The sequence below is a fragment of the Streptomyces sp. 2P-4 genome (assembly GCF_030167965.1).
Lineage (GTDB): Bacteria > Actinomycetota > Actinomycetes > Streptomycetales > Streptomycetaceae > Streptomyces > Streptomyces globosus_A.
Genome location: NZ_CP095011.1, coordinates 154,919 through 179,822, shown reverse-complemented (window position 1 = coordinate 179,822; position 24,904 = coordinate 154,919). Strand labels below are relative to the sequence as shown.

General features: G+C 74.2%; 21 protein-coding genes. 8 read left to right on the top strand and 13 right to left on the bottom strand.

What is annotated here, in order from left to right; all coding sequences use genetic code 11:
• Positions 1–85: 85 nt before the first annotated feature.
• The 3 genes from MUK52_RS00850 to MUK52_RS00840 all read right to left on the bottom strand — a co-directional run bounded on the left by MUK52_RS00850 (position 86) and on the right by MUK52_RS00840 (position 3,997).
• Positions 86–874 (bottom strand): YhjD/YihY/BrkB family envelope integrity protein, encoded by a 789-nt coding sequence (locus MUK52_RS00850; protein WP_114055746.1) that lies wholly within the window; start codon positions 872–874, stop codon positions 86–88.
• On the bottom strand, positions 871–2,238 hold the full coding sequence (locus MUK52_RS00845; protein ID WP_246042545.1) for a hypothetical protein: 1,368 nt from the start codon (positions 2,236–2,238) through the stop codon (positions 871–873). Before MUK52_RS00845 ends, MUK52_RS00850 begins: the two co-directional genes overlap by 4 nt.
• A gap of 157 nt (positions 2,239–2,395) precedes the next feature.
• Positions 2,396–3,997 carry an MFS transporter gene (locus MUK52_RS00840; RefSeq protein WP_284574135.1) on the bottom strand — a complete coding sequence of 534 codons (1,602 nt, stop codon included), beginning with the start codon at positions 3,995–3,997 and terminating at the stop codon, positions 2,396–2,398.
• A 245-nt stretch (positions 3,998–4,242) separates the two neighbouring features.
• On the opposite strand from MUK52_RS00840, the gene MUK52_RS00835 reads away from it, so the two are divergent.
• Positions 4,243–4,470, top strand: a complete 228-nt coding sequence (locus MUK52_RS00835; RefSeq protein ID WP_114055748.1) for a hypothetical protein — start codon at positions 4,243–4,245, stop codon at positions 4,468–4,470.
• Between the two features lie 54 nt (positions 4,471–4,524).
• Here the strand turns inward: MUK52_RS00835 and MUK52_RS00830 are convergent, their stop codons facing one another.
• Positions 4,525–5,967: a carotenoid oxygenase family protein gene (locus MUK52_RS00830; protein WP_284574130.1), complete on the bottom strand. Its 1,443-nt coding sequence runs from the start codon at positions 5,965–5,967 to the stop codon at positions 4,525–4,527.
• Between the two features lie 264 nt (positions 5,968–6,231).
• On the opposite strand from MUK52_RS00830, the gene MUK52_RS00825 reads away from it, so the two are divergent.
• The 3 genes from MUK52_RS00825 to MUK52_RS00815 all read left to right on the top strand — a co-directional run bounded on the left by MUK52_RS00825 (position 6,232) and on the right by MUK52_RS00815 (position 8,959).
• Entirely contained in the window at positions 6,232–7,173 is a 942-nt protein-coding gene (locus tag MUK52_RS00825) for a GNAT family N-acetyltransferase (protein ID WP_284574127.1), read from the top strand.
• A gap of 197 nt (positions 7,174–7,370) precedes the next feature.
• Complete coding sequence (locus MUK52_RS00820; RefSeq protein ID WP_284574125.1) at positions 7,371–7,874, top strand: Orn/Lys/Arg family decarboxylase; 504 nt, start codon at positions 7,371–7,373, stop codon at positions 7,872–7,874.
• Positions 7,875–8,026: 152 nt separating this feature from the next.
• Positions 8,027–8,959 carry a SigB/SigF/SigG family RNA polymerase sigma factor gene (locus MUK52_RS00815; RefSeq protein ID WP_502963528.1) on the top strand — a complete coding sequence of 311 codons (933 nt, stop codon included), beginning with the start codon at positions 8,027–8,029 and terminating at the stop codon, positions 8,957–8,959.
• Between the two features lie 244 nt (positions 8,960–9,203).
• Here the strand turns inward: MUK52_RS00815 and MUK52_RS00810 are convergent, their stop codons facing one another.
• The 4 genes from MUK52_RS00810 to MUK52_RS00795 all read right to left on the bottom strand — a co-directional run bounded on the left by MUK52_RS00810 (position 9,204) and on the right by MUK52_RS00795 (position 17,012).
• Positions 9,204–9,686, bottom strand: a complete 483-nt coding sequence (locus tag MUK52_RS00810) for an ATP-binding protein (RefSeq protein WP_284574123.1) — start codon at positions 9,684–9,686, stop codon at positions 9,204–9,206.
• A gap of 115 nt (positions 9,687–9,801) precedes the next feature.
• On the bottom strand, positions 9,802–10,194 hold the full coding sequence (locus MUK52_RS00805; protein WP_284574121.1) for an STAS domain-containing protein: 393 nt from the start codon (positions 10,192–10,194) through the stop codon (positions 9,802–9,804).
• Between the two features lie 211 nt (positions 10,195–10,405).
• Positions 10,406–12,928 carry a SpoIIE family protein phosphatase gene (locus MUK52_RS00800; RefSeq protein WP_246042546.1) on the bottom strand — a complete coding sequence of 841 codons (2,523 nt, stop codon included), beginning with the start codon at positions 12,926–12,928 and terminating at the stop codon, positions 10,406–10,408.
• A gap of 46 nt (positions 12,929–12,974) precedes the next feature.
• Positions 12,975–17,012 carry a HAMP domain-containing protein gene (locus MUK52_RS00795; RefSeq protein WP_114055755.1) on the bottom strand — a complete coding sequence of 1,346 codons (4,038 nt, stop codon included), beginning with the start codon at positions 17,010–17,012 and terminating at the stop codon, positions 12,975–12,977.
• 255 nt (positions 17,013–17,267) lie between these two features.
• Between MUK52_RS00795 and MUK52_RS00790 the strand changes: the two genes are divergently transcribed.
• On the top strand, positions 17,268–17,564 hold the full coding sequence (locus MUK52_RS00790) for a WhiB family transcriptional regulator (RefSeq protein ID WP_114055756.1): 297 nt from the start codon (positions 17,268–17,270) through the stop codon (positions 17,562–17,564).
• Between the two features lie 13 nt (positions 17,565–17,577).
• Here MUK52_RS00790 and MUK52_RS00785 read toward each other — a convergent pair whose 3' ends face one another.
• Positions 17,578–19,203 carry an ADP-ribosyltransferase domain-containing protein gene (locus MUK52_RS00785; protein WP_284574116.1) on the bottom strand — a complete coding sequence of 542 codons (1,626 nt, stop codon included), beginning with the start codon at positions 19,201–19,203 and terminating at the stop codon, positions 17,578–17,580.
• Positions 19,204–19,258: 55 nt separating this feature from the next.
• On the bottom strand, positions 19,259–19,936 hold the full coding sequence (locus tag MUK52_RS00780; RefSeq protein WP_284574114.1) for a macro domain-containing protein: 678 nt from the start codon (positions 19,934–19,936) through the stop codon (positions 19,259–19,261).
• Between the two features lie 165 nt (positions 19,937–20,101).
• On the opposite strand from MUK52_RS00780, the gene MUK52_RS00775 reads away from it, so the two are divergent.
• From MUK52_RS00775 to MUK52_RS00765, 3 genes are all read left to right on the top strand, one after another.
• Positions 20,102–20,497: a VOC family protein gene (locus tag MUK52_RS00775; RefSeq protein WP_114055759.1), complete on the top strand. Its 396-nt coding sequence runs from the start codon at positions 20,102–20,104 to the stop codon at positions 20,495–20,497.
• Between the two features lie 66 nt (positions 20,498–20,563).
• Positions 20,564–21,178, top strand: coding sequence for a hypothetical protein (locus tag MUK52_RS00770; protein ID WP_284574113.1), 615 nt, complete (start codon positions 20,564–20,566; stop codon positions 21,176–21,178).
• 284 nt (positions 21,179–21,462) lie between these two features.
• A complete protein-coding gene (locus MUK52_RS00765) occupies positions 21,463–21,885 on the top strand; it encodes a hypothetical protein (RefSeq protein ID WP_114055761.1) in 423 nt (140 codons plus the stop codon).
• Between the two features lie 21 nt (positions 21,886–21,906).
• Here the strand turns inward: MUK52_RS00765 and MUK52_RS00760 are convergent, their stop codons facing one another.
• The 3 genes from MUK52_RS00760 to MUK52_RS00750 form a co-directional block, all read right to left on the bottom strand.
• On the bottom strand, positions 21,907–23,076 hold the full coding sequence (locus MUK52_RS00760) for an RNA polymerase sigma factor (protein WP_284574112.1): 1,170 nt from the start codon (positions 23,074–23,076) through the stop codon (positions 21,907–21,909).
• Positions 23,077–23,084: 8 nt separating this feature from the next.
• Positions 23,085–23,492, bottom strand: a complete 408-nt coding sequence (locus MUK52_RS00755) for a YciI family protein (protein ID WP_114055763.1) — start codon at positions 23,490–23,492, stop codon at positions 23,085–23,087.
• Between the two features lie 118 nt (positions 23,493–23,610).
• Positions 23,611–24,867, bottom strand: coding sequence for a cation:proton antiporter domain-containing protein (locus tag MUK52_RS00750; protein WP_114055764.1), 1,257 nt, complete (start codon positions 24,865–24,867; stop codon positions 23,611–23,613).
• Positions 24,868–24,904: the final 37 nt, after the last annotated feature.

Sequence of the window (24,904 nt, the reverse complement as noted above, 5' to 3'; positions counted from 1 at the left end):
CGACTCCGATCGTGGGCGTTCCCCGAGTGCCGGCACCCGCGAGGGGTGCCGGAACCGACTGTGCGGCACGGACGGCCCGGGCGGATCACCCGCGGGAGGTGAGCCGTGCGTACCAGGCGGACCCGGCCGCCCACTGCCCGAGGGCCAGCCCGGCGACGGCCACCACGAACGCCGCGACGAGCCAGGTCAGCAGGGTGAAGACCGGGCCGAGCATGCCGAACTCCTCGTACCCGCGCCTCATCGCGACCGGCATGACGAGCCCCGACGCGTACGCGAAGAGGACCATTCCCGTCCCGGTGAGCAGCGCGCCCGGCAGCAGCGGAAGCCAGCCGATCCGCGCGCACAGCATCAGGTGCTGCGTCCACCACCACAGCAGGACGGACACCGCCAGCGACAGCAGGAAGCCGGGCGCCGGCCCCCACCCGAAGCCGCGGCGCAGCGGCGCCTGAGCGAACAGCACCACCAGCCACACGGCAAGCCAGGCAACCCAGCGCCACGCCACGCTGAGGATGCTCGCCTTCGGCAGGCGCCAGCACCGTTCGCACACGGCCTGCAGGGCCCGGCTCACCGCCGTCGCCGACAGCATCGCCACGACGATCCCCACGGCTCCCGACGCGTCGCGCACCGTACCGCTCGCGCCGTACGCGGTGCGCACCTCCTGGAGGGTGTCGCCGCTGATGCCGAGGACCGCGGTCAGCGACTCGGACATCAGCTCCTTCATCGGCGGCGGCGCGAACGCCGCCACCACGAGGAGGAGGGGGATCGCGGCCAGGAAGGTCTGGGCGGCCAGCCGGAACGCGCTGTCCAGCGGGTTCACCTCCATGAGGCGGCCGGTGAACCGCCGCAGCCGCGCCCGCGCCGCGGGCAGCCTCATCCCGGGCGCAGGCCGGATCCGTGCCCCGTCCCGTTCCCGCCCGTACCGCGGCGGGAATCACCCGTGGCCGCGGCGAGGATGCCCAGGACGACCAGGAGGAGGACGACGATGCCGAACACGAGGGCCACCACTCCCGGTGTCGGGTAGTTCCACAGCAGCAGCGCGAGCGCGCCGCCGGCGATGACCAGGCCGGTCGTCCACGCCCGGTGCTCCTGCAGCCAGTGGCCCGTGGAGCCCGTGCGCATGCCCAGGTGTTCCAGGGCCCGGCCGGCCGCGCCGGTGGAGCGGACCCCGGTCCGGCGGACGAGCCGGGCGCCGCGCCCGGGCCCGTACAGGTAGGCGGCCAGCGCGGTCACCACGGACAGGACGAGGAGCGTGCGCGTGCTCAGCCGCAGGAAGCGTACGAACGTGTCGTACACGGCGGCTGCGGCGTCCGGCGGGAGGGTCGCCGGGGGGACCGAGTCGAGGTAGATCCGCCGGGCCACGGCCAGGCCGACGAGCAGCAGGAGCATCATCACGAACACCCCGACGGCGGTGGCCATCAGCCACACCCGGTGCGCGGGAGCGGCCCACACACCCAGGGCGGCCAGCACGAGCACGGCGACGGGCAGCCACACGCCGAGGGTGTTCAGCAGCCGCATCGCGTCCTGGGCCTCGTTGAGCTTGTCGACCTGGAGCAGCGGCACCTGCTTGTTCACCTCGGGTATGGCGGAGGCCTTCCCGAAGCCGGACTCGACGAGGCGCTGCTTGAGCTCGTCGGTCAGCGTGCCGATGTCCAGCACGATGGTGTCCCCGCTGGCCTGGACGGCGCTCGACCCCTCACCGGTCAGCACCTTCTCCACCGCGGCCTGGGCCCGCCGGTTGGCCTCCGTCCACACCGTCTCGAACTGGTCGCTGGTGACGACCTTCGACACGACGGCGCGGACCGCGGAGGTCAGGGCGCTCCTCAGCGGGCCTTCCAGCGCGTCGGACCTCTCCACCACGGCGGGCGGGGCGTCCGCCTGCTCCAGGGCCCGCTGAAGGGCCTCGGTGACGGCCTTGACGTCGACGTTCGCGACCACCGCGTTCGTCAGCTTGTCGGTGACCGCGTTCTGTACGGCCGGTTCCTGCGCGAGCGGGGCGACCGTCTGCACGTACCGGTCCTGGTCGGAGACCGTGTTGTGCAGCCAGGCCGCGATGACGCCGACCGGCGACAGCAGCAGCGCCAGCAGGAGCAGGACCGTCGCGCCGGTGTAGCGCAGCCGCCGGTGGCGTACCGCGGCGGACTTCCGCAAGCGTTCGTACTCCGCGCGCTCCTGCGGGGTCAGCGGGCGTTCCGCGGCGGGGGTCCCGCCCTCGTCGGGGCCCGGTGCGGTGGGGTCCATGCTTCCTCCTCACTGCCGCCCGGCGCGCCGGTGTTCGCAGGCGGGCAGCCCCGGCGACGGCACGGTCGGACCTCCACCGTGCCCATCGCGCACGGCCGCCTGCCTCACCCGTCCCAGGTGAGGCAGGCGGCCGGACACGGCGGCGCGGGCGGGCAGGTCAGGGCGAGGCCGGCGCCTCCGCCGTGCTGCCGGGCCGCTCTGCGGGCAGCCGGCGGCTGAAGGGCAGGCAGACCAGGGTGATGCCCCCGACGGCGAGGATCGCCGTCTTCAGGCCCCCGAGCTGCGCCTGCGCGTACTCGTCGACGAACGCGTCCGCCTCCGCAGGGGGCACTCCGGCGTCCTCCGCCGCCGCGCGCACCTGGTCGGTGGACAGGAAGCTGATGCCCTGGTCGATCGCGATACCGGTCTGCTCGCGCACCGCATCGGAGATGTCCGGGTTGTCCTCGATCTGCCGGACGAAGACGGCGGAGAGCGCGACGACGAGCACCGACCCGATGAGGGCGGTGCCGAGCGAGGATCCCAGGTTCTGCGCGGTGTACTGCAGGCCCCCGGCCTCGCTGCGCCGGTCCTCCGCGACGCTCGACTGCACGACGTTGCCCAGCTGGGAGGCGAGCAGGCCCATGCCGAGGCCCAGGACGGCCATAGCGCCGGCGAAGGACGCGTCGTCGAGGTCCGGCCGGATCGCCGCCAGCAGCCAGAGGATGGCGGCGAGCAGGACGAGCATGGCGACCCTCACCACGGTGCGCGGGGAGGCCACCCGGCCGAGCAGCGGGCCGCTCATCGCGGAGAGGAACATCATGACGGACACCGGCAGCAGCCGCAGGCCCGTCTCGAAGGCGTTGAGCCCCTGCACGATCTGCAGGTACAGCGGGATGACGAAGAACAGCCCCAGCAGGATCAGGTTCTGACCCAGCAGCATCGCGAGCCCCGCCCGCAGCGGAGGGACGCCGAACAGGGAGAAGTCGACGAGCGCGTCCCGGCCCCCGGCCTCGCGCCGCCGCTCCCACATCCGGAACAGCCACAGCAGGCCGCCGCCGGCGGCGACGACGAAGAGGGTGGGGGAGAAGCCGAAGACGGTGAACGGCGCGTCGCGCGGCTCCAGCCACCCCCACGTGCCGCTCTGCAGGATGCCCAGCACCACCCCGCCCAGCCCGAGCGCGGACAGCACCGCGCCCACCCCGTCCAGCCGGGGCGGCCGGGCGGGCCGGGGCGGCTCCGTCACCCACCGCACCACGCACAGCATCGCGACCACGAGCACGACCTCGCCAGCGAAGACGACGCGCCACGTCAGATACGTCGTCACCCAGCCGCCCAGCAGCGGCCCGATCGCGATGCCCGCCCCGGCCAGCCCGCCGATCACCCCGTAGGCGACGGCCCGGTCACGGCCCTGGTAGGCGCCCGCCACAAGGGCCGCCAGGGCGGGCAGGACCAGGGCGGCGCCCAGGCCCTCGATCACCGACCAGCCGATCGTCAGGACCCACAGCTCCGGCGAGACCGCCGTGATGGCCGAGCCCACCGCGTAGATGCACAGCCCCACGGTGAAGGCGCGGCGGCGGCCCACCATGTCGCCGATCTTCCCGCCCGTGATCATCAACGCCGCCATCACCAGCGTGTACAGGGTGATCACGGCCTGGATGGCGGTGACGTCGGTGTCGAAGTCCTCCACCAGCGCGCTGATGGAGACGTTCATGACCGAGGTGTCCAGCACCATCAGGAACTGCGCGGCGCCCAGCACCAGCAGAGCCCGCCATCGCCGCACTGCGCACCTCCCGGACCGGGACCGCCCCCGGAGCGTGACGGTCACCACCTGCCCACACGGTACGGACCCCCCGGGCGCGGGCCGCGCATTTGCCGACGCATGTCACCTGGCCGGGCCCGGCCGCGCCGGACGGGAGCACGCGGGCGAGCGCTCCGGCGGGGGCGGGATCCCGCGTACGGGCCGCCGCGGGCCGGGCCGGGCGATACCGTAAGGGGGCCAGCCAGTTGAACTCCCAGGAGCTCCCGATGAGCGAACAGCCGGCCCCCGCCGCCCGGCAGCAGCTGGATCCCGCAGCCGCCGACGCGGTGCGCGCGTACGCCGCCCGCACCCGGGCCGGCGCCGACCGGTTCGCCGCCGCCCTGGAGGACATCGCCGCCAACGGGCTCCCCGCGCCGGAGGACTGCACGCCCTGGGAGGACCTCCGCGAGGCGCACCTGGCCCGCCTGGCCGCCCAGAGGCCGGCCGTCGCCTGACCCGGCGGCCCGCGACTCCGCGTGGGACCGGCGGGCGGGCCCGCCGACCGCCGGTCAGCCGCCGTCCGAGGGCAGCCAGCAACCGTGCAGGCCCAGCGGGACCCGTACGGGGATCCGCGCCCGGGCCACCGGCCCGGACTCGGGTTCCCCGGCCGCGAAGACGAGGAACCAGCTCGTGCCGTCGGTGCGGTCGGTGGCGAACGTCAGCCAGTACCCGCGGTCCTCGGACCCGCTGCCCGGCTCGGGCGCGAAGACGGGCTCGCCGACCGCGAGGTCGCCCGCCGCCCACACCTGCGAGGAGCCGGTGGCGGTGTCGTACCAGCGCACCGCGTCGTACTCGCCGGTCAGCAGGTCCGCCCGGCCCGTCCCGGAGGCGAATGCGGCGCGGCGGTGGGGCCGGCCGAGGAGTCGGTCGTCGATGCGCGGGAACTCCACCCGGCAGTCGTCCAGCAGCGCGCGGGACAGGGTGCCGGAGGCCGGGTCGATGCGGGCGCGGGCCGGCCCGCCGGTCACCTCCGCCGCACCGTCCCCGCCCTTGTCGCCGCTGCCCAGGGTCAGCCGGCTCCACTCCACGTAGTCCAGGACCACCGCGGCGTCCGCCCCGGCGCCGTCGTCGTACGCGTTGACGGTGTGCCACAGCCAGAAGGCCTCGCCCTCCGCCCACCGCACCGGCCCGCCGTCCCTCGGCACCAGCGCCACGCGCGTGCCCCGCTCGGGCCGCCACGCGAGGAAGGAGCCCCCGGCCGCGGCGGCACGCAGGTCGAAGAAGGCGGGCGCGAGGACCAGGACCACGTATCGGGCGGTCAGAGCCATGTCATGGATCATCACCGGCTGGTCCGCGCCGTCGACGGGAGTCGGCCCGCGGGTGACGGCGCCGTCGCGGCCGATGACCGACCAGGTCAGGTACGGGGGCTCCAGGGCGTAGCAGAAGACCACCATCTCGCCCGTCACGGGATCGGTCTTGGGGTGGGCGGTGATCCCCGCAGGCAGGGCCCCGCCGAAGTCCTCGCGGCCGAGCGTCGCCAGCTCCGCGTCGATACGGTACGGGCACGCCGACTCGGCGAGGGCCAGCATCCGCCCCGCGTGCCGGACGACGTTGATGTCCGGCAGGTCCTTGAAGGTGCCGGCGAGCAGCGGCCCGACCTGGTCCGCATCCGGTGTGATCATCGATTCGAGCCCGCCCCACAGGGCCCGCCCGGCCCTCTCCTCGGCCGCCATCGCCGGGGTGCGGACGAAGCGGTTGCGGTAGCGGGCGCGGCCGCCGGAGAGGCGGACGCCGTGCAGCATGCCGTCGCCGTCGACGGGGTACAGGTACGACCCGATCGGCGTGAAGCGCGGATTGGGCCCGTTGCGCAGGTACAGGCCGTCGAGGGCGTCCGGGATCCGGCCGCTCACCTCCAGCTCCTCGACGTCGACCTCCTCGCTGACGGGGGCGAAGGGGCCCAGCAGGTGCGGGACGCGGGTGGGGTCGAAGCGGGGCGGCGACTGCGTGTTCACGGCTACCTCCGGCCTCGCCCGCGGCACCGGCGCGGTCGGGAGGGAGGAATCCCGCCGGCCCGCGGACGCGTGTGTCGCCTTCCAGTCAAACGCGGACCGCCCGGGCGTGCCAGGCGCACACGCCACGGAGCCGCGGGGAGGCCGGCCCGTAAAGGGAGTGCGGAGACGCCGACCCCTCGGTGATCATCAAGTCCGCGCGGCCGCGGACCGGCCGCGGCATGACCGTCCGCACACCGCGGCGGCCGACGAGCTCGCAGGAGAACAATGCACTTCCGCTCTGCCACCGAGGCCGACCTCGACCGCGTCGCGGCGGTGACCGTCGGGGACCCCGTCGGCTCGATATCCGCCGACCGCTACCGCGACGAGCTCGCCCAGGGCATGTACCGGCCCGAATGGTCCTGGATCGCCGAGGACGGCGACGGCATCGTCGGACGGGCGCTGTGGTGGGGGCGGCCCGACAGCGGACACCCCGTGGCCCTGGACTGCCTGCACGTCGACGCCTCCGTACCGGACCGGGCCGCCCTCGCGGCCGGGCTGCTCACGGCGGGCCTGGAAGCCTTCGCGGCCCAGGGCGCGCCGGCGACCCCGCTGTACAACCTGGCGCTGCCCGCCGACTGGCGCGACCGGCCGGACGTCACCGCCGCCGTGTCCTGGCGGACCGCCGCCGCGCACGCCGCCGGCCTGACCGACGAGGTGGAGCGGCTGCGCCTCGAATGGACCCCGCAGAGCGGGACGCCGGTGCCCGCGGGGCGGCTGGTCTTCCACGAGGGGACCGACGAGGAGTTCCTCGACGCCTTCCGGCGTATCGCGGAGGGCAGCCTGGACGACGAGACCCGCCGCAGCCTCGCCCGCGAGGGGGCCGAGGCGACCGCCCGCGGCGACATGGAGTTCTACCTGTCCTGCCCGGGGGAGCGCTCGTGGTGGCGCCTGGCCCGCACCCCCGGCGGCGAACTCGTCGGGCCCGCCGTGCCGTCCGCGACCCCGTACCACCGCAACGTCGGCTACCTCGGCGTCGTGCCGGAGATGCGCGGCCGGGGCCACGTCGACGAGATCCTCGCCTGGATCACCCGGTTCCAGGCCGAGGCCGGCGCACAGCGCGTCACCGCCACCACGGACACCGGGAACACGCCAATGGCGGCCGCCTTCGCCCGCGCCGGATACCGGACCGCGGAGATCCGCCTGATCCACTCGGCGCCGGCCCGCTGACGGCGGAGCCCGCCACGCGGCCCCCACGGGGGCCGCCTCCCGTCCCCGGAACCCGCGGAGGCTCAGCGGGCCTCGCCGCCTGCTCCGCCCGAGCCGCCCCGTTTCGTCCGGAAGGACCGGGCAAGACGCATGGCGAGCCCGCCCGGCCGACCCGCCGCCGGGGGGCGGCCCCCGCGCCCACGACCAGGGGAGGATCCATGGACCACGCGCGTGCTCCGGCACTGGAAGCCCTGGAGGAGTCCGCCGAGTGGCTGCGCGCCCGCCGGCACGTCGACGCGGGCGGCTCCGACGCCTGCCGGATCAGCGCGTCGATCACCCACGCCGACGACGACACCACCGAGGAGGTGCTGCTCGCCGCGCTCCGGGCTCTGGCCGGCCACGCGGACTCCGTGGAACGGCAGCCGCCCGTCCGCCTGCCCGACCCCTCCGACCTGGAGCTCGAACAGGCCGTGCTTCCGCGCGACGCGTTCTCCGGCCCGGCGGAGCACGTCCCCGCCGCACGGGCAGCGGGGCGGATTTCGGCCGAGCTGCTCAGCCCGTACCCGCCGGGCGTCCCGGCCGTCGCCCCCGGCGAGGTGATCACCGGGGAGGTCGTCGACCACCTGCAGAGCGGCGCCGCCCACGGCGTGATCGTCCCCGACGCCGCCGACACCTCCCTGCGCACGCTGCGTGTCGCCGCGGACACCCGGGCGGCCGCATAGGGCGCCCCGAAGAGGCCTCCGGCACCCCCAAGGCCGCTGACGTGGCGAAATCCGACCCCTTCCGCAGGGAAATCCGGAGCCGGACCGCTTAGCCGCGCGGATGCGGGGCAGTGGCGCGGAAAGCGTCCGCCGTCAGCAGAAAGGGCCTCACCATGCTTCGCTCCGCAGCAGTTGCCGAGTCCGTCCGCCCGGCCGACCTCGACGAGGCGGTACGGGGAGCGGACCCGGGAGCCGGTGGAGCCGCCGGCTCCCTCGACCTGCTGCTGCCCGACACCCCGCCGCGCGAGATGGCGCCGGCCGACGCGCGCGAGCTGTCGAAGCTCTTCCTCGTCCGGCTCCGCGCGCTGGAGGAGGGCACCAGCGAGTACCAGTACGTGCGCGGAACCCTCATCGAGATGAACATCTCGCTGGTCCACTACGCCGCGCGCAGGTTCCGCAACCGCACCGGCCAGGGCCGGGTGGAGCTGGACGACATCGTGCAGGTCGGCACCATCGGGCTCATCAAGGCGATCGACCGCTTCGACCCGGACCGCGGGGTCGAGTTCACGACGCTCGCCCTGCCGTTCATCGTGGGCGAGATCAAGCGGTACTTCCGCGACGCCACCTGGGCCGTGCACGTGCCGAGGCGGCTCCAGGAGCTGCGCACGGAGATCGCCAAGAGCCAGGAGGCGCTCTCCGACCTCCTCGGCCGCTCCCCGACGGTCGCGGAGATCGCCGGCGACCTCGGCATCGGCGAGGAGGACGTGATCGAGGGCATGGTCGCCGCCAACGGCTACAGCTCGGAGTCCCTCGACGCCGCCGCGGACTCCGAGGCACAGCCCGGCTCCGCCCGCCCGGGCCGGCGTACCCTCGCCGACACGCTCGGCGAGACCGACCCCGCCATGGAGCTCTTCGAGGACTTCACCACCCTCGCCCCGCTCCTCGCCCGCCTGGACGACCGGGACCGCCGCATCCTGGCCATGCGGTTCGGCAGCGAGATGACCCAGGCCGCGATCGGCGCCGAGCTCGGCATATCGCAGATGCAGGTCTCCCGCCTGCTCTCGCGGATCCTCACCCGCCTGCGGGAGGGCATGCTCGCCTCCTGACCGCCCCCGCGGGCACCTCCCGGCGCACCGGCGCGGTACACGGCGTACCGTGCCGGTGCGCCGGCCTGTGCGGCGGCTATACGGAGTCTGCGGGGCGGCGCCGCGTACCGGCGGGAGGAGCCCCGCAGGGCCGGGACACGAGAAAGGGCCGACGGGCGGAGTGCGCCCACCGGCCCGCCGCTTCGGCGGCAGCGTGCTCGTACGGTCTGACTGCCGGATGCCCTGGCCGCCTGTCCCGCACGGCTCAGGGGCGGCCGGGCGCCAGCCGGGCGACGTCGAACTCCGCCCAGATCGCCTTGCCCATGCCGTGCCGCTCGGCGCCCCAGCGGTCGGACGTCCGCTGGACTATGAACAGCCCGTGCCCGCCGGGCAGGGCCGGCTGGTGCGGGCGCCGCGGCGCCGGCAGCGTCGGATCGCCGTCGCTGACCTCGACCCGCAGCCTCGACTCCGTGGCGTGCAGGACCAGTTCCAGCGGCCCGCCTGCGTGCAGCATGGCGTTGGCGACGAGTTCGGCCACGACGAGGACGATGTCCTCCACGACCCCCTGGTCCACCCCGTACGAGGTGTCGGACCACGACCAGTCGTCGAGCGCCTGCGAGGTGAATCCGCGGGCGCGCGCCACCGGCTTGGGGAGTCCGGCCAGCGGCAGGCGGCGCCGCTGGCCGCCCGGCGGCAGCATGCTCTCCTCGGGCCGGCCGTCGTCAAGGGTGCCCGGGCTGGTCGTCATGTGCGGGTACCCCTCCGAATCAGGCGTGCCGTGCTGGCCGTGTTGGCGGTTCGTCCGGTCGGATGCCCCGGCACGCCCGGATCATTCCCCCCGGGTGCGCGTACGAACGGGCCGGTCATACCGCGAGGGCCGCGTCGACCGAGTCGTGGATGGAGAACACGGCTCGCGCACCGGTCAGTTCGAGGACGCGCATGACCGTCGGGGCGACCGCGGCGAGGCGGAAGTCGATGCCCGCCTCCAGGGCCGCCGAGCGTGTCCTGAGCAGCAGGTTCAGGCCGGAGGAGTCGCAGAACCCGACCTCCTCGAGGTCGACCACCAGCACGGGCGGCCCCTGCCCCAGCAGCCCCGACAGCGACTCCTGCGCGGGTGCGAGCGTCTCGATGTCGAGGTCCCCTGCCACACGGCAGACCGCTTCGCGGCCCTGCGTGTGGCGGACCTGCACCGTCAGCGGTGCCTCCTGCGGGTGTCCGGTCGTCATACCGGCTCCCTGCTCGTTCTCGGCTGGCATGGGTGTCGTTCCTCCAGAGAGTGCCCCTCGACTTTACGCAAGCCGCCCCCGCACGGCCAAGCCCCGGCCGCAGCATGCGGGCGGCAGGGGGCGTCACAGGGCGCGGCCATACGGGTTCCTCCGTCGGGACGGCGGGCGGTCCGCCCCCGGATACCCCCGAACGGGCGAACGATGCGCGCCCGCGGCGGAAAATCCTGCGAAGCGGCGAACATCACGCGGCGTCCGGCCGCCCGCCGGGCTCCCGCTCCCGGACGAACACCCCGACGAGGCACGTGTCGTCGTCGGTGTCCGCACGGCTGTAGCGCAGCAGGTGGTCCAGGTGGTCCTCCAGGCCCGCGGGGCCGCCGTCCACGTGTCCGGCCTTCTCCGACAGCGAGATCAGACTGGTCAGCGACGCCTGGAGCGACTGGTCGCGGCGCTCGATCAGCCCGTCCGTGTACAGGACGAGCAGGTCGCCCGGGCACAGGTGGATCTCGGTCTCCTCGTATTCGGCCTGGTCCAGAACGCCCAGCAGGATCCCGCCGAGTTGGGGCAGCGTCTCCGCCTGGCCGCCCCGCAGCAGGACGGGCGGCAGGTGGCCGGCGCGCGCCCAGCGCAGCCGCCGCGTGGCCGGGTCGTACAGCCCGCACACCGCGGTGGCCGTGAGGTTCTCGGTCAGCTGGTGGGTGATGCTGTTGAGCCACGTCAGCAGCTGCGCAGGGCCGGCCCCCGTGGCGGCGAGCCCTCGCAGGGCATTGCGCAGGGCCACCATGCCCGTCGCGGCCTCGATACCGTGGCCGGCGACGTCCCCCACGCACAGCAGGATCTCCCCGGACGGCAGGGTGAGGGTGTCGTACCAGTCGCCGCCGACGAGGTGGTCCTTCTCGGCGGGCCGGTAGCGGACGGCGACGTGCAGGTCGCCCAGGTGCACCGGGCCGCGGGCCGGCGGCATGATCGCGTGCTGGAGCTGGCGGGCGAGGCGGCTGCGCTCGGCGGCCTCCTGCTCGGTCTGCGCGAGCTGGTCGCGGGTGGCCGCCAGGGCCACCTCGGTCCAGTGCTGGGCGGAGATGTCCTGGTAGGCGCCGCGGACGACGCTGAGCCGGCTGTCCGGATCGTGGACGGGCTCGGCGACCACCCGGATGTGGCGGGCGACGCCGTCGGGGCGCTGGAGGCGGAACGCCGTCGAGGCCGGACGCCGGTGGTGCAGCAGGGTGCGCAGGAAGCGGCCGATGGTGTGCCGGTCGTCGGGGTGGGCGTGGTCGGCAAGCTGCTCCAGCGGGATGGGCAGCGCGGTGGGCGGCAGGCCGTGCAGCTCGTACACCGCCTCGTTCCAGGCGATCTGCCGGGTGTGCAGGTTCTCCTCGAACCCGCCGATGCGGCCGAGCCGCTGGGCGTGCTGGAGCAGCCGGGCGACGCGCGGCGTGCCGTCGTCGAGGCGCCACACCACCAGGAGGTGGCTGCCGTGCCGGCTGATGCTGACCTTGGCGCGGGTGCTCAGCGGCACCCCGCCGACCATCGCGGAGAGCGTCATGCCCCCGGTGCGGAAGGGCTCCCCGGTGACGAAGACGTGCTCGGCAGCCTCCAGCAGCCCGCCGGCCTCCGCGGCGAGCGGGTACGCCTCCAGCAGCCGCGAGCCGACGATGGCGCTCGTCGGCCGCCCGGCGAAGTCCACGAACGCCGGGTTGGCGTGCCGGATGGTGAACTGCACCGGCACCTCGCCGCCTTCGGGCGACATCTGCAGGACCAGGCAGGGGTCCAGCACGCCGTCGGCGAGGGCCCGTACCCCGTCGAGCTGCGCATCGTGGTGCTCGCTGCCCGCGGGGCGGCCGCTGTCCGCCCATGTCTCCAGGGTCGCCGCGCACAGCTCGGCGAGGGCCTCGAACTGCCGCTGGAGGGGCTGGGACTGCTCGGGCAGCCGGTCGTTCCAGCACACCTCCAGCACGCCCGTGAGCCGTCCGCCGATGCCCGCCGGGACGGCGAGGCGGCCGCCGCCGACCGCGTGCTGGCCGATCGAGGGCAGCCCGGCGTCCGCGAGCGCCGGATACGCGACGACAGCCCGCCCGTCGAGGGCGCGGCGGGCGGGGGTCGGCACGCCCGGAGGCACGTGCCGCCAGCGGTGGGCCTCCTCGGCGCCGAACCCGGCGCTGCCGGCGAGCGAGAGGGACTGGTCGGGGTGGGCGGCCCACACGGCGACCGCGACCGCGCCCAGCGGCCGCAGCGCGTGCTCCAGCATCGAGCGGGCGACCGCCTCGGTGTCCCGCTCGGCGAGGGCGTGCGCCTCGGCGCTGCGCAGCCGGACGCCGACGGAGTCCGCGGCCGGCGCCGCGGCCGAGGCCGTGACGAAGTCCCGGGCGACCGCCGAGATCCGGTCCGAGGCCGCCTGGTTGACCAGGTCCGCGGCGAGGACGAGCGGCGTGACGCCGGCCTTCTCGGCGAGGTCCGCCAGCTGCGCCGACGCCTCCGTGGGCCCGCAGTGCAGCCGCTCCACCAGCACACCGACGGCCATCTCGACGAGCGCCCGCCCGGCGGCGTCCGCGTGCGCCTGCTCCAGCTCCCGCCGCAGCAGCTCGACCGTCGTCGCCAGGCGGCCGACGGCACCGCCGTCGGCGTGCGCCCCGGCCTCCGTCCCGGCGGAGGCCGGGACGGAGACGGCGGCCGCCGCGCTGTCGCGCTGCGCCCCGATCCGGATCGCCCCGCGGCCGGGCGGGATCCCGGCGCGGCCGCTGCCGTCTCGCGGATCCTGGGGGTGGTGCACTGCTCGTCTCCTCGCGGTCCTTCGGTTGCTGTCGGCCGGCCCGGCGTCAGGAGGCCAGGTGCCGCTTGATCCGGCTGATCAGTTCGCCGGCGTCGACCGGCTTGGTGACGTAGTCGCTGGCGCCCGAGGCGAGGCTCTTCTCCCGGTCGCCGATCATGGCCTTGGCGGTCACGGCGATGATGGGCAGCCCGCTGTGCTCGGGCATGGCGCGGATCGCCGAGGTGGCGGTGTACCCGTCCATCTCCGGCATCATCACGTCCATCAGGATGACGTCGATGCCCGGGTGCGTGGCGAGCGCGTCGAGCGCGGCCCGGCCGTTCTCCGCCTGGAGCACCCGCATGCCGTGCAGTTCCAGGATCCCCGTGATCGCGTACAGGTTGCGGTCGTCGTCGTCGACGACGAGCGCGGTGCGGCCGGCCAGCGAGGGGTCGACCTCGGGGTCCCAGGGCGAGCCGGCGTCCGTACGGTGGGCGAGCGGCAGGACGTCGCCGGGCCGGTCCGCGCCCATGTGCAGGGCGATGCGCTCGCGCAGCTCGTCCAGCCCCGTGATCAGCTCCAACAGGCCGGAGCCGTCCCGCTCGCGCAGCAGCCGGGCGTCGTGCGCGGCGGTGCCCCGGCTGCTGTGGGCCAGCACCGGGACCCCCTGCAGGGCCGGGTCCCGCTCCATCTCCTCCAGCAGGCCGACGGCCGCCCCGTCGGGCAGGTCCAGTTCGAGGACGACGCAGTGGCAGGGGCTGGTGGCCAGGGTGGCCGCGGCCTCCTGCGCGCCGACCGTGGTGATGATCTCCACCTCCCGGCGGCCCGCCGCGTCCGCCTGGTGCGGCAGGTCCCCGACGGCGTTCTCCGCGACCAGCGACAGCAGCCCCTTGGGGCGCGCCTCGACCACGAGGAGGCGCCGCGGCTGCAGCGGCGCCGGCGCGGCGGCCGGGTCGGCCGCGGCCCGGCCCGCCTCCGGGGCGTCCTGCTCCGGGCCGCCCTCCAGCTCCCGGAGCGCCTCCGCGTCCGTCGCGGCGGCCACAGCGAAGTCGGGCGGTGCGACCGGCAGGTAGAGGGTGAAGGTGCTGCCCCTGCCCAGGGTGCTCTCGGCGGTGATGGCCCCGCCGAGGAGGTAGGCGATCTCGCGGCTGATGGACAGCCCGAGGCCCGTCCCGCCGTACTTGCGGCTCGTCGTCCCGTCGGCCTGCTGGAAGGCGCCGAAGACGGTCTCCAGGTGCTGGGGGGCGATGCCGATGCCGGTGTCCGTCACGCGGAACGCGAGGACGGGGCCGCCGCCGCGGCGCACGATCTCCGGGATGCGCGCCTCGTCGGCCGGCTCGATGTGCAGCCCGACACTGCCCTGCTCGGTGAACTTGACCGCGTTCGACAGCAGGTTGCGCAGGATCTGGCGGAGCCGGTAGTCGTCGGTGACCAGCTCGGACGGCACTTCGGCGGAGGTGTGCACGGTGAACGACAGGCTCTTCTGCCCGGTCATCGGCCGGAAGGTCGCCTCGACGTAGTCGAGCAGCCTGGTGAGGGAGACCGTCTCGGGGGTGAGGTCCATCTTCCCCGCCTCCACCTTGGACAGGTCGAGGATGTCGTTGATCAGCTGGAGCAGGTCGGATCCCGCCGAGTGGATGATGCCGGCGTACTCCACCTGCTTGGCCGTCAGGTTCCGCGTCGGGTTCTGGGCCAGCAGCTGCGCCAGGATCAGCAGGCTGTTCAGCGGGGTGCGCAGCTCGTGGCTCATGTTCGCCAGGAACTCCGACTTGTACGTGGAGGCCAGCGACAGCTGGTGCGCCCGCTCCTCCAGCTCCTGGCGGGCCTGCTCGATCTCCAGGTTCTTCGTCTCGATGTCGCGGTTCTGCGCCGCGAGCAGCTCGGCCTTCTCCTCCAACTCGGCGTTGGAAGCCTGGAGTTCCTCCTGCCGGGCCTGGAGCTCCTGCGAGCGGGCCTGCAGTTCGGCGGTGAGCCGCTGGGACTCGCCGAGGAGCTCGTCGGTCCGGGCGTTCGCGATGATCGTGTTGACGTTCACCCCGATCGCCTCCATCAGCTGCTCCAGGAAGTCGCGGTGGACCTGTGTGAACGGCCGCACCGAGGCGAGCTCGATCACGCCGAGCACCTGCCCCTCGACCACGATCGGCAGGACGATCAGCGACAGCGCCTCCGTCTGCCCGAGCCCCGAGGACACGGCGAGGTAGCCCGCCGGGAGGGCGTCGACCGCGATCGGGCGCTTGCTGCGGGCGGCCTGCCCGACGAAGGACTCGCCGAGGCGGAACCGCGTCGGCCGGGAGCCGTCGGGGAAGGCGTACGAGCCGACGAGCTGGAGGACCGTGCCCTCCCGGTCCTCCTCCGCCAGGTAGAAGGCGCCGCACTGCGCCGACACCAGCGGTGTCAGCTCGTCCATGACCGACTCGGCGACGAGCTTCAGGTCGCGCTGCCCCTGGAGCAGGGCGGAGACGCGGGCCAGGTTGGTCTTCAGCCAGTCCTGCTCCTCGTTGGCGCGGGTGGTCTCGCGCAGGGACTCCACCATGAAGTTGATGTTGTCCTTGAGGTCGGCGACCTCACCCGAGGCGTCGACGGTGATGGAGCGGGTCAGGTCGCCGGCCGCGACGGCGCTCGTCACCTCGGCGATGGCGCGGACCTGCCGGGTCAGGTTCCCGGCCAGCTCGTTCACGTTCTCGGTGAGCCGCTTCCACGTGCCGGAGACGTCCGCCACCTCGGCCTGCCCGCCGAGCCGGCCCTCGCTGCCGACCTCGCGCGCGACACGCGTCACCTCGGCGGCGAACGAGCTGAGCTGGTCCACCATCGTGTTGATGGTGGTCTTGAGCTCCAGGATCTCCCCCCGCGCGTCGACGTCGATCTTGCGGGTGAGGTCGCCGTTCGCGACGGCCGTCGTGACCTGGGCGATGTTGCGGACCTGGCTGGTCAGGTTGTGCGCCATGAAGTTGACGTTGTCGGTGAGGTCCTTCCAGGTCCCCGCCACGTTCGGCACCCTGGCCTGGCCCCCGAGGATCCCCTCCGTGCCGACCTCGCGCGCGACGCGCGTCACCTCGTCGGCGAACGCGGACAGGGTGTCGACCATCGTGTTGATCACGCCGGCGAGGGCCGCCACCTCGCCCTTGGCCTCCACGGTGATCTTCTGCGACAGGTCGCCCTTGGCGACCGCCGTCGCCACCTGCGCGATCGAGCGGACCTGCCCCGTCAGGTTGGAGGCCATCACGTTGACGTTGTCCGTGAGGTCCTTCCATGTCCCCGACACGCCGCGGACGGTGGCCTGGCCGCCCAGGTTCCCGGCGGTGCCGACCTCGCGTGCGACGCGCGTCACCTCGTCGGCGAACGCCGACAGCTGGTCCACCATCGTGTTGATGGTGTCCTTCAGCTCCAGGATCTCGCCGCGCGCCGCCACGGTGATCTTCTGGGACAGGTCGCCCTCGGCGACGGCCGTCGCCACCTGGGCGATGGCCCTGACCTGGCTGGTCAGGTTGCCGGCCATGAAGTTCACCGAGTCGGTCAGGTCACGCCAGGTGCCCGAGACGCCCTGGACGTCGGCCTGGCCGCCGAGGATGCCCTCGGTGCCGACCTCGCGGGCGACGCGCGTCACCTCGCCGGCGAACGAACCGAGCTGGTCCACCATCGTGTTGACGGTGTCCTTCAGCTCCAGGATCTCGCCGCGCGCGTCGACGGTGATCTTCTGGGAGAGGTCGCCCTTCGCGACGGCCGTCGCGACCTGCGCGATGTCGCGGACCTGCGTGGTGAGGTTGCCGGCCATCGCGTTGACCGAGTCGGTGAGGTCCTCCCACGTGCCCGACACGCCCGGCACCTGCGCCTGCCCGCCGAGCCGGCCCTCGGTGCCGACCTCGCGTGCGACGCGCGTCACTTCGGAGGTGAAGAGGGAGAGCTGGTCCACCATGCCGTTGAAGACCGTGGAGATCTCGCCGAGGAGGCCGTCCGCCTCGGCGGGCAGGCGGATGCCGAAGTCGCCGTCGCGTACGGCGGTGAGCCCCGCGAGCAGCAGCCGCAGCTCGGGCTCGCCCACCTGGGCGGGCCCGGCGCCGGATCCCCGGGGCCGTTCCGCACCCTCGTCGGGCGGTGTCGTGCCAGCCATCAGAACGTCGCCTCCGTAGAACGCCGGGCCGGTGGCCGGCTGTCGAATCCTTCGCGTCCCGCCTGCGCGGCGGCCGCCGCCGGCCGGGCGCGGGCCCGTACCGACCCGGAGGCTACCCCACCCTCCAGGGGATGGGAAAAGCCCAGGATCACGCCGTAATTCGCAGGTGCGGCCGTGCATGGATGCCGAGGATCCGGTGATACGCGCACCACCGGGCGGCCGTCGCGGCCGCCCTCCACCGGAAGGAGCCGCCCCGTGGCCGAGATCGCATCCCTGCCCGTGTCCGGATCGTTCGAGCAGCGGCGCGACCGGCCGCTGGACGGGGCGTGCCGGGGCGCGGAGGGCGGCGTCTTCGCCCGGGTCGCCCACGAGCCGGCCACGGCCGCGCGGGCCCGCGAGGAGGCGGCGAAGGCCGTCTGCGGCGGCTGCCCCGTCCGCATCCCGTGCCGCCGGCACGCCCTCGCCGCGCGCATCCCCCACGGGGTGCGGGGCGGGCTGACGGCGGACGAGCGGCACGTGCTGCTGACGGCCGCCCCGCACCTGCCGGCCTGACCGGGCAGGCCGGTCAGGAGACGAGGCTCTGCTCGTCCAGCTCCGTCAGTCTCACCGTGCACAGGCCGCCGCGTTCCGTCCTGACGGACGTCACCTTCAGCTGGGTGCCCGGGGCGAGGATGTACTCCTCCTCTCCGGTGAACGCCGAGAAGCTGCGGATGCCCACCGCCCGGGCCGGTGTCACCTCGAACAGCGTGCGCCTGCCGCGGCTGCCGAGGAACGCCCGCGCCACGCCGGGCTCCGACGTGCACGACGAAACGCCCCACCAGGTCACCGTCCGGCCCGGCGGGTACTGCCCGCGCAGGTCCAGCGGGACGCCCCGCCACAGCGGCTCCGTACGGGCCGGCAGCCCGGACACCGCCGAGAACAGCAGCCGCAGGTACGGCAGGTACGGCGCCACCCTGGCACGGTCGGGGGAGCGCAGCGCGGCGTTGATCTCGCGGTAGAACGCCGACGGGCAGGTGTACAGGTACAGGGCGGCTATCGCGTCGGCGCCCAGCCCGTCGGCCGCCTCGTCGGCCCGCCGCTTGCCGAACTCGTACGACTGCTTCACGTGCCGGTCGAGGTTCGGCAGCAGGGAGGCGAGGGGGCCGACGGCGTCCTGGAACTCCATGAGCGGCGTGTCGAACACGCCCGTGACCGGCGGGAGGACGAGCCCCTCGTCCTTGACGCTCGCCAGCCGCTCCAGGTACAGCTGGTGCAGCTCCATCGTGGAGGCGATGAACGCCCCCATCCGCGCGGCGGTGCCGTCGTCCGGCCCGCCGCCCGGCGCGCCCTCGTTCCACCCCTTGCTCGGCAGCCAGTCGACCGGCTCCGCGCCCAGCGACGCCAGCGCCTCGTTCACCACGGCGAAGTGGTCGCCCTCGCAGAAGACGTCGCCCTGCGCCGCCGGGTTGGGGTGGTCGATGTGCCGGACGTCCACCCCCGGGTACTTCTTCTGCAGCCGCATCACGACCCGCTTCAGCGCCCGCGCATGGGCGCCCCACCACGCGAACACGACGCCGCGGTCCTCCTCGGCGGCTTCCTGCTTGGCCTTCAGGATCTCCTCGACGATCCGCTCGGCGACCGGACGCCAGAACGCGGTGTGCCGGTCGGTCGGCGTCGCCCCGCCGCTGCCGGCGGTCAGCGACGCGTTCAGCAGCAGCACGCCCTGCGTCAGCATCGCCTGGAACCACTCCGGCGGCTGCACGGTGTCCTTCTCCCTCAGGAGCGCCCGTACGTCGGCGATCGGCGTCTTCTTCGCGATCCCGTACTTCCACATCGCCGCCGCCTTGATGATGGAGCGGATGCTGACGACCCTGCCGAACTGGCTGTCCTTCCAGTCGTGGAAGGTGTTGTCGAACATGGCGATGCCGGTGGCGCTCTCCGGCCGCGGGTACGGGTTCTGTCCGAAGACGACCACCTTCCACTTGTGCGGCGGATGCGGCTTGAGCGCCTGGAAGGTCAGTTCGCGGACGGGCACGATGTCCTGGCTGCGGCCCTTCCCGATGTACGACGCGGCCTCGGGCTGCGCCTCGATGACGGGCTTCAGCAGCGCAAGCCACGGCTCACCGCCGCCCGTGAACAGCTCGGTGAGGCCCAGCGGGTCGCTCGGGTCGTGCGGGTCGGCCGGGGCCGGTGCGTTGGCGTCGTCACTCATGGGGGAGGGGCTCCCGGGGTTCGTACCGGACGGGGAAACGGCGGGGGTGTCGGTGTCAGCGGCGAAATCCAGGCCGCGCCGGCGGCACGATCCGCACCCGCGTCGTGGCGGGGGCGCTGTCGATGTCGGCGAGCTGTCCTGTGACCGTGCTCCGCAGGTCGTCGTAGGAGTCGAAGCAGTGGTCGTTGAAGAGCGTGTAGCCGGTCCACATCAGGTTGGCGCACACCTGCGCCGGGACCCGGCCCGTCTGCGCGCCCATCCCGACGAGCGCCACCGACCGGATGCTGCCCGGGCTGACCCGGTTCTGCCGGTGGACCGCCTGGAAGGCGGCCGCGCAGGCGAGGGCCACGTTCAGGGTGTGGCCGACGTCCTGCGAGGACTGCTCCATCGTGGGTGTGGAGATCAGGAACCGCGGCGTCTGCGCCCCCGACGGCACGCAGACCGCACTGCCGACGGGCAGGCTGCCCGCGAACCCGTCCCGGATGGCACGCTGCACACGCAGCTGTATCCCGGCGCCGAGGTGGCGCTTGATGACGGCGTCGACGCCGCCGTCCATCCGGCCGCGGGAGTTGGTCGGGGTGACCCATGCGTCGACGTCCTCGTCGAGGATCGACCCCCGGCGGATCTCGATCTCCGGGGTGTCGGCGAACGCCGCCCGCCACGCCTGGACCACCTGCGCGTTGAGGTCGGTCAGCACCACCCGGAGCCGGGGCTGCACACGGTTGTCGGTCATGAACGCTCCTTCGGGAGGACGGCCCTTCGAACTCCCTCGAAACTACCTTCGACCACTGACAACGGGTCGCCGCCGCAGCCCCGCTGACCTGGCGTCACGCGATCCCCTCAGCGGACCGTCCGCACACCCGCGTGTGTATCCGCGCACCGCGGGCACACGCGGGCCATGACCGTGCAGAAGACACCCGTACTCGCCCTGGACTGCGCCGAACCCGAGGGCCTGGCGCGGTTCTACGCCGACCTGCTGGGCGGCGAGGTCCGGCCCGGCCCCGGCCCCGACGAGGTGGAGGTGGCGGGCCCGGACGGCGTCACGGTGGCGTGCCGCCGCGACCTCGGATTCGCCCCGCCGAGCTGGCCCCGGCCGGAGGGCTCGCTCCAGGCGCACCTGCGTATCCGGGTCGCGGCGGCCGACCTCGACGAGGCCGAGCGGGAGGCGGTCTCCCTGGGGGCCCGCCCGCTGGCCACCGGCACGGAGGACGGCTTCCGGCCGGTCCGCCTCCTCAGCGACCCCGCAGGCCACTCGTTCGCCCTCATGGCGGCAGACCCGCCGACCGCGCCGTAGTCAGACCGGCCAGGCCGACCGCGTCCTCCGCCGCATGGGCCCGGCCCGCCGGGGTACCCGCCGGAGGTGGGACGCGAACGGCTGGTGTTCGACGGATGGATCGCCGCCCTCGGGACGGCGTCCGGCACGCGCGTCGTCCTCGGCCACTGGCCCGACTCGCCCTTCGGGCCGTTCAGCGACGTGATGCTGGAGGACGCCGGCGGGCGGCGCACCCTGCTCGCTCCCACCGCCCGCACCGCCGCGTGCATCGCGGGCGTCTACCGCTTCGACGAGGTCCGCACCGCACCCGTCGGGGTGCGCGTGGACGGCGCCCGCTGGGAGGTCGCCGCCGGCCCCCTGGACCTGTGGTTCTCCGTCGGCCGGCGCGGCCCGCTCGGCCTCGCGCTGCGAGCCGTCCCCCGGCCGCTCGCCCGCCGCCCCGCCTGGGCCGCGCTGGCCGCCGGGCCCGCCCGCCTGCTGCCCGGCGTCCGCACCCGGGGCAGTGCGCGCCCCGGCCACCGCCAGTGGTACGCGGCCTGCGACCTGCGCCGCATCACCGGCGCCGGCGCGGCCCTCGACGGCGCGGACCTCGGGCCGCTGCGCCCGGTCCTGCCCCCGGTGCGCTTCGGCTTCGGCTCGGCTCCGGCCACACCGGCGCTCGTACGCGTCGTCTCCACCATCGAAACACCGGCGAGCGGATAGGCCCGTGCAGGCCTTCCTCCCGTATCCCGGATTCGCCGGGACCGCCGCCGACTCCGGCGGCGGGTCCTGAGCGGCCGGGGGGCCGCGCACCGGTCAGGAGCCGCGGCGTCTCTCCGGCGTTCCCGGCCTGTGCACCGCAGTGCGCCCGCTCTTGTCGCTCCCGACCTCGGCGAGCAGGGGTGAAGACGGTTCCATCATGACAGGTCAGAGACGGTTTTCGTAGGACGGAAGGCACAGTCGTATGCCCTTGTTCGGGCCCCTGTGCGGCTTTCAGAATCACGGTCATGAATCACACGGCGAACACCAACCACGACGCAGTGCTGCGAGCCCGGGTGGCCCTCCTGGGGTCGGGGACCCTGCCGATCCGTCAGCAGGTCGCGGCCTACCGGCTCCTCGCCCGGGTCACCCCGCTCGCGTACCTGCCCCGGCTGTCGATCGCGCTGTACGACTACAGCCGCCAGGAGTTCGCCCACGACACCCGCATCGCGCTCGCCCTGCGGGCCGAGTCCCTGGACGCGGCCCGGCGCATACACGCACTCGAACCGGAGCGCCTGGAACTGCTCGCGGCGGCTCTCGACGCGTACCGGGAACTCCTCGACACCGCCGGCAGCACGGAGGAGGCCGCGGCCGCCGCCCGGGAACTGGCGAGCCTGGGGTACCGCCCCGGCATCCCGGACCAGCGCTTCCACCGCCTCGCGTACCACTAGTGCTGTGACCCGGCCACAGCACTAGGGTCCGTCCGGCCGGCCCCCGGCGCCGCGCAGGCGGGTGTTGAGGCGGGCGGCCTGGCGGGTCAGGTGGTCGCGCTCGGCCAGGCTGGGCGCCTTGTGGGCCGCCTCCGCGTACAGGCGGGCTGCGCCCGCCAGGTCGCCGTCGCGTTCGTGCAGGTACGCCGCCACCGCCGTGTGGCGGGGGAGCGAGCCGTCCACCGAGGCGAGGGCGGCCAGGCCGGCGCGGGGCCCGTCCGCCTCTCCGACGGCGACCGCCCGGTTGAGCAGGACGACGGGGCTGCCGGTCAGCCGGGCCAACTCGTCGTACCACTCCACGATCTGCACCCAGTCGGTCTCCGCGGCGGTGCGCGCATCGGCGTGGAGCGCCGCAATGGCGGCCTGTGCCTGGTATTCGCCGAGCCGGTCCCGGGCGAGGGCCGCCTGGAGGATCCCGATGCCCTCGGCGATCAGCGAGGTGTCCCACCGGCCGCGGTCCTGCTCGGCGAGCGGCACCAGGCTGCCGTCGGAGGCGGTCCGGGCCGCGCGCCGGGCGTGGTGGAGCAGCATGAGGGCGAGCAGGCCGGCCACCTCCGGGTGGTCGGTGCGGGCCGCGAGCTGCCGGGTGAGCCGGATGGCCTCGGCCGCGAGGTCGACGTCCCCGGAGTAGCCCTCGTTGAAGACGAGGTAGAGGACCCGCAGCACGGTGGCGACGTCACCGGGCCGGTCGAAGCGCACCCCGGAGACGGTGCGCTTGGCCCGGCTGATCCGCTGCGCCATGGTCGCCTCGGGCACCAGGTACGCGCGGGCGATCTGGCGGGTGGTCAGCCCGCCGACGGCGCGCAGCGTGAGTGCGGCGGCCGACGACGGCGTCAGCGCGGGGTGCGCGCACAGGAAGTACAGCCGCAGGGTGTCGTCCGCCGCCGGCGCCGGCCCGGGCGCCGGCTCCCCGCCGGCGCGGTCCTCGCGCCGGCGGCGGGCGGCGTCCGAGCGGGCCGCGTCGAGGAACTTGCGCCAGGCTACGGTGACCAGCCAGCCCTTCGCGTCCCTCGGGGGATCGGCGGGCCAGACCCGCAGCGCCTCGACCAGCGCGTCCTGTACGGCGTCCTCGGCCGCCGCGAAGTCGGCTCCGCGGCGGACGAGGGCCGTGAGCACGCCCGGGGTGAGGCTCCGCAGCAGGGCCTCGTCCATGGGAGCGGTCACTCCGCGACCGGGGGCTTCGCGGTCAGGAAGGGGCGGACCTCCAGCCACTCGTGGATCGGCCGGCCGCCCGCCCCGGGGGCGGCCGACAGCTCGCCGGCCAGCTCGACGGCGCGGTCGTAGCCGTCGACGTCGATGATCATCCAGCCGGCGATGAGGTCCTTGGTCTCGGCGAACGGCCCGTCGGTGACGGGGGGCCGGCCCTCGCCGTCGTAGCGGACCCAGGCCCCCTCGGGGGCGAGGGCCTGGCCGTCGACGAACTCGCCGGTCTTCTCCAGCCGCGCCGCGAAGTCGTTCATGTACCGGATGTGCGCCGAGACCTCCTCCGGTGTCCACTGGTCCATCGGCACGTCGTTGACGGCGGCGGGGGCGCCTCGGTAGTGCTTCAGCAGCAGGTACTTGGCCATCGTGTTCTCCTGGGTGCTCGTGCGGCCCGTGCTGGTCGCGTTCGTACCGGGGACGGAGCCGGAAGCGGCTTCTCGACATCTCCTCCGGATCTTTTTCCTCGTACGCCGGCCGCCGCCGTCACGGGGGAGCCTGGGAGTCCCGGCGGAGCCGGTCCAGGCGGCGGATGGCGGGCGTGGCGGCCGCACCGTGCAGGAGGACGGACAGCAGCACGGTGAAGGCGACCACGGACCACAGCTGCGGAGCCAGCGCGTCGAAGCGCGTGGTCTGCCCCAGAGCGTAGGCGAGGTAGAACAGCGAGCCGATGCCGCGGATGCCGAAGAACGACACCGTGAGGCGCTCCCGCGGCCCGGCCCTGTGCCCCCACAGGCTCGCCCACCCGGCGAGGGGCCGGACGGCCAGGACGAGCAGCACGGCGACGAGGGCCCCCTGCCAGGTCAGGTGGGGCAGGCCCGAGACCGCCAGGTAGCCGCCGAGGAGGAACAGCAGGAAGACGGTCAGCAGCCGCTCGATCTGCTCGGTGAACTCGTGCAATACCTTGTGGTAGCCGTGGCTGCGCTCGGCGGCCCGGATCGTGCAGGCGGTGACGAAGACGGCGAGGAAGCCGTAGCCGTGCAGCAGCTCGGCCGCCCCGTACGCCACGAAGGTGGCACCGAGCGCGACGAAGCCCTCCATGTGCTCGGAGAGCCGCAGTGCCGACGGCCGCGCCCGGAAGAACATCATCCCCAGCAGCCGCCCCGCCACCACGCCGACCGCGACGCCGACGGCGGTCATCACGAGCACGTCGACGACGACCCACCGCCCGATCCACCCGCCCCCGCCGCCCGCGGCGGCCGCGGCCAGGGCCGCGAGGACGAAGGGAAAGGCCAGCCCGTCGTTCAGGCCGGCCTCCCCGGTCAGCGAGAACCGCACCTCGTCCTCGTCGTCCGCCTCGTCGGTCGGCTCCCCGACGCGCACCTCCGCGGCCAGCACCGGATCCGTCGGAGCGAGGACGGCGGCCAGGAGCAGCGCCGGGGCGAGCGGCCACTGGAGCAGGGGGACGGCGACCGCACAGACTCCCGCGACGGTCAGCGGCAGGGCGATCCCGACGAGCCGCCACGGCCCGGCCCAGCGCCGCAGCCCGACCGGCCGGTTCAGGGCGAGGCCCGCGCCCATGAGGGAGACGATGACGCACAGCTCGGCCGCGTGCTCCACCCACAGCCGGTCCCGGACGGGATCCACCGCGGGCACGGGCAGCGGCAGCAGTCCCACCAGCACGCCGGCGGCCAGGAACACCATCGGCATGGACAGCGGCCGCCGGAAGACGAGCCGCGGCAGCACGGCCGCGCCGAGCGCCCCGACCCCCATGGCCAGGTACGCGGCATCGGAGAGCGTCATGCGTTCGGCCCCCCGCCCCTGATGCACATATATTGCA